The 4,091-nt window shown below is 70.7% G+C and carries 6 protein-coding genes; all 6 read left to right on the top strand.

Annotation, left to right across the window (positions count from 1 at the left end):
* Window positions 1–203: 203 nt before the first annotated feature.
* Entirely contained in the window at window positions 204–1,040 is an 837-nt protein-coding gene (locus MSZK_RS30775; protein WP_099252307.1) for a tetratricopeptide repeat protein, read from the top strand.
* Between the two features lies 1 nt (window position 1,041).
* On the top strand, window positions 1,042–2,046 hold the full coding sequence (locus tag MSZK_RS30770; RefSeq protein ID WP_099252306.1) for an HAD-IIA family hydrolase: 1,005 nt from the start codon (window positions 1,042–1,044) through the stop codon (window positions 2,044–2,046).
* A 54-nt stretch (window positions 2,047–2,100) separates the two neighbouring features.
* Window positions 2,101–2,277 (top strand): hypothetical protein, encoded by a 177-nt coding sequence (locus tag MSZK_RS32755; protein ID WP_099252305.1) that lies wholly within the window; start codon window positions 2,101–2,103, stop codon window positions 2,275–2,277.
* Between the two features lie 8 nt (window positions 2,278–2,285).
* Window positions 2,286–3,095: a TlyA family RNA methyltransferase gene (locus tag MSZK_RS30760; RefSeq protein WP_099252304.1), complete on the top strand. Its 810-nt coding sequence runs from the start codon at window positions 2,286–2,288 to the stop codon at window positions 3,093–3,095.
* Window positions 3,092–4,015, top strand: coding sequence for an NAD kinase (locus MSZK_RS30755; RefSeq protein ID WP_099252303.1), 924 nt, complete (start codon window positions 3,092–3,094; stop codon window positions 4,013–4,015). Before MSZK_RS30760 ends, MSZK_RS30755 begins: the two co-directional genes overlap by 4 nt.
* 6 nt (window positions 4,016–4,021) lie before the next feature.
* A partial coding sequence (locus MSZK_RS33660) for a hypothetical protein (RefSeq protein ID WP_371411424.1) occupies window positions 4,022–4,091 on the top strand: 70 nt, incomplete at its 3' end.

Here is a 4,091-nt window from a genome sequence, read left to right as displayed (position 1 = left end):
CCCATCCCGAACCCGGAAGCTAAGCCTGCCAGCGCCGATGATACTACCCAACACGGGTGGAAAAGTAGGACACCGCCGAACACAATTTAGTGAAACGCCCCCCGAGAAATCGGGGGGCGTTTCCATTTCCCAATGCGAATTTGATGGCGTTTATTCAAAAGTCCGAATTGTGGGTGTCTCGCCGCTGCCCGTATCCTTTACAGGTGGTCGATGACAGGCAAGGCAATTCCGGCGGGCGTGCGCCGCGTCGTCCTGCGGGCGCCGGTGCCGGCGGGCGTGATCGTCGGGGCGCCGGTGCTCCGCAGCGCTCGGGTCCCGGCCGCGCCCGTCGCGCTCAGCCCCAGCACAACGGCGACGGAGCCGACCGCACCCAGGGCCCGCCCGGGCCGGTGATTCCGGCGTCCATCGAAGCCAAGCAACTCGCCCCGGAAATACGGGGCGAGCTCTCGACTTTGGATCGTTCGACCGCCGACACCGTGGCCCGTCACCTGGTCGCGGCCGGCGAGCTGCTCGACGAGGATCCGGAGGCCGCGCTCGAACACGCGCAGGCTGCCCGTGCCCGCTCCGGGCGAATCGCCGCCGTCCGGGAGGCGGTCGGTATCGCGGCCTATCAGTGTGGTGACTGGGCTCAGGCGCTCTCGGAGTTCCGTGCGGCCCGCCGCATGGGCAGCAAATCGCAGTTGCTGCCGCTGATCGCGGACTGCGAGCGCGGAGTGGGCCGGCCGGAACGGGCGATCGAGTTGGCCCGCAGCCCCGAGGCCGCCGAACTGACCGGTGACGACGCCGACGAGCTTCGGATCGTCGCCGCCGGCGCCCGAGCGGATCTCGGCCAGTTGGACGCGGCGCTGTCCGTGTTGTCCAGCCCGCAGCCGGATCCGACGCGGACCGGGTCGACCGCCGCGCGACTGTTCTATGCCTATGCCGAGGCGCTGCTGGCGCTCGACCGCAGTGCCGAGGCGCTGCAGTGGTTCATCCACGCGGCCTCGGCCGACATCGACGGTGTCACCGATGCCGAAGATCGAGTCAGCGAGTTGGCCTGACGTGACAACGCTTGCGCGGCAGCATGATTGCCTGCTGCTCGACCTCGACGGCACGGTGTTCCGCGGTCACGAGCCGACCGAAGGGGCCATCGCCGCCCTCGATGCGGCGCACACCCGCAAGCTGTTCGTCACCAACAACGCGTCCCGGGCCGCCGACGACGTCGCCGCCCACCTGCGCGAGCTCGGATTCACCGCTCATGCCGACGATGTGGTGACCAGCGCGCAGAGCGCCGCCCGGCTGCTCGCCGGGCAGCTCGCGGCAGGGTCAAAGGTGCTGATCGTCGGCACCGACGCGCTGGCCGGTGAGATTGAGGCGGTCGGTCTGCGACCGGTGCGTCAGTTCGCCGACGCGCCGGTCGCCGTCGTGCAGGGGCATTCCACCGCCACCGGTTGGCCCGACCTGGCCGAGGCGGCGCTCGCCATCCGCGCGGGAGCGCTGTGGGTGGCCGCCAACGTCGACCGCACGCTGCCGACGGAGCGGGGGCTGCTGCCCGGCAACGGATCGATGGTGGCCGCGTTGCGGAGCGCCACCGACGCCGAACCCCAAGTGGCCGGAAAGCCGGCGACCGCGTTGATGCGAGATGCGCTGGCGCGCGGTTCTTTTGCCGACCCGCTGGTGGTCGGTGATCGTCTGGACACCGATATCGCCGGTGCCAACGCTGCGGAGCTGCCCAGCCTGGTGGTGCTGTCGGGCGTCAGCACCGCCGCCGAGGTGGTGCATGCGGTGCCGCATCAGCGGCCGACCTACATCGGTGCCGACCTACGGGACCTGCACGCCGGCGTCGACGTCCTCGCGGTGGCCGAACAGCCGGCCTGGCGGGTCGAGGTCGACGGCGACGCGATCACCGTGGTGGCCGCAGGCGGCGACCCGGGTGGCGACGGGCTGTCGGTGGTCCGGGCCGCCGCGCGGGCGGTGTGGGACCACGGCGCCGGCCCGGTCGCGGTGCGCGCCGGTGACGACACCGCGCGCGCCGCACTGCAGCGCTGGGCCCTGCTGACGGCGTGAGTCGCAGCGCGGCTCCCTGCCGGCATGGGCGGATCGGCTAGCGTGAACGGTGCTATGAACACCGACCCCGAACAGATCCGCACCGACATCGCCGCCGTGCTGGCCCAGCTGCCCGCCGTCGACGCGGACAGCGCCGACATCACCGCTGTCGACATCGATGCCGTGGGCCGACAGCTCGAGGAAGCGCACCAGATCCTGGTCAATGCACTGGAATCGGTGGAGAAGGGCTGAGTTCGCGGATGACGCGGCGTGCCCGGGTTGACGCTGAGCTGGTCCGCCGAGGATTGGCTCGGTCGCGCCAGCAGGCGGCCGAACTGATCAGCGCCGGCCGGGTCAGCATCGACGGCATGCGGGCGGTCAAGCCCGCGACCGCGGTCGCCATCACCGCCAATCTCACCGTCGAAGCCAGTGACGAGCGCACGTGGGTGTCGCGCGGTGCGCACAAATTGATCGGTGCGCTGGACGCCTTCGGCATCGACGTTGCCGGCCGGCGTTGTCTCGACGCAGGGGCCTCGACCGGAGGTTTCACCGAGGTGCTGCTCGACCGTGGCGCGACCGAGGTCGTCGCGGTCGACGTCGGCTACGGCCAGCTGGCCTGGTCGCTGCGCTCGGATCCGCGGGTGACGGTCATCGAACGCACCAACGTGCGCGACCTCACCGCCGCAGGTATCGGCGCGCCGGTGGATCTGGTGGTCGCCGACCTGTCGTTCATCTCGCTGGCCACCGTGCTGCCCGCACTGACCGCGTGCGCGTCGGCGACCGCCGATATCGTTCCCATGGTGAAGCCACAGTTCGAGGTCGGGCGCGAGCAGGTCGGTGCCGGTGGTGTGGTGTCCGATCCCGAACTGCGTGCGGCCGCGGTGCTGGGCGTCGCCGCGCGCGCCGGTCAACTGGGTTGGCAGACCGTCGGCGCCACCGCGAGCCCGTTGCCCGGGCCGTCGGGCAATGTCGAATACTTTCTCTGGCTGCGCGCCGACAGCGAACGCGCGCTGCACGGAGACGAACTGGACGCCGCGGTGCGCCGCGCCGTCGCGGAAGGACCGCAATGACTTCGCAGCGGGTGATCCTGCTCGTCGTGCACACCGGTCGTGACGAGGCCACCGAGACGGCTCGTCGGGTCGAGAAGGTGCTGGGCGACAACGGAATCGGACTGCGGGTGCTGTCCGCCGAGGCGGTCGACCGCGGCACGCTGCGCCAGGATCCCGCCGATCCGCGGGCGCTGCCGTCCGACTTCGAAGTCGTCGACGCCGACGCCAATGCCGCGGTCGGCTGCGAGCTGGTGCTGGTACTCGGCGGGGACGGAACGTTTCTGCGGGCCGCCGAGCTGGCCCGCAACGCCGAGATCCCGGTGCTCGGAATCAACCTCGGACGGATCGGCTTTCTGGCCGAGGCCGAAGCCGAGGCCCTCGACGACGTCCTCGAACACGTCGTCGCCCGCAACTACCGGGTCGAGGAGCGGATGACGCTGGACCTCGCCGTGCGCGCAGGCGGTGAGGTCATCTCCCGTGGCTGGGCGCTCAACGAGGCGAGCCTGGAGAAAGGGGCGCGGCTCGGGGTGATCGGCGTGGTGCTGGAGATCGACGGCAGGCCGGTCTCGTCCTTCGGTTGCGACGGTGTGCTGGTGTCGAGTCCGACCGGCTCCACCGCCTACGCGTTCTCGGCGGGCGGCCCGGTGGTCTGGCCGGACCTGGAGGCGATCATCGTGGTGCCCAACAACGCCCACGCCCTGTTCGCCCGCCCGATGGTGACCAGTCCGACCGCGCTGATCGCCATCGAGATCGAGGACGACAGCCACGAGGCGCTGGTGTTCTGCGACGGGCGCCGCGAGATGCGGGTACCGGCGGGCGGCCGGCTCGAGGTCACCAAATGCACGACACCCCTGAAGTGGGTGCGGCTCGACAGCGCGCCGTTCACCGACCGCCTGGTACGCAAATTCCGCCTGCCGGTCACCGGCTGGCGGGGGCAGTAACCGGCGATGCTGGCCGAGATCCGAATCGAGTCGCTGGGCGCGATCAGCGCCGCGACCGCGGAGTTCGACCGCGGTC

This window comes from Mycobacterium sp. shizuoka-1, assembly GCF_002723835.1.
Classification (GTDB): Bacteria; Actinomycetota; Actinomycetes; order Mycobacteriales; family Mycobacteriaceae; genus Mycobacterium.
This window is presented reverse-complemented; position numbering and strand designations above follow the sequence as displayed.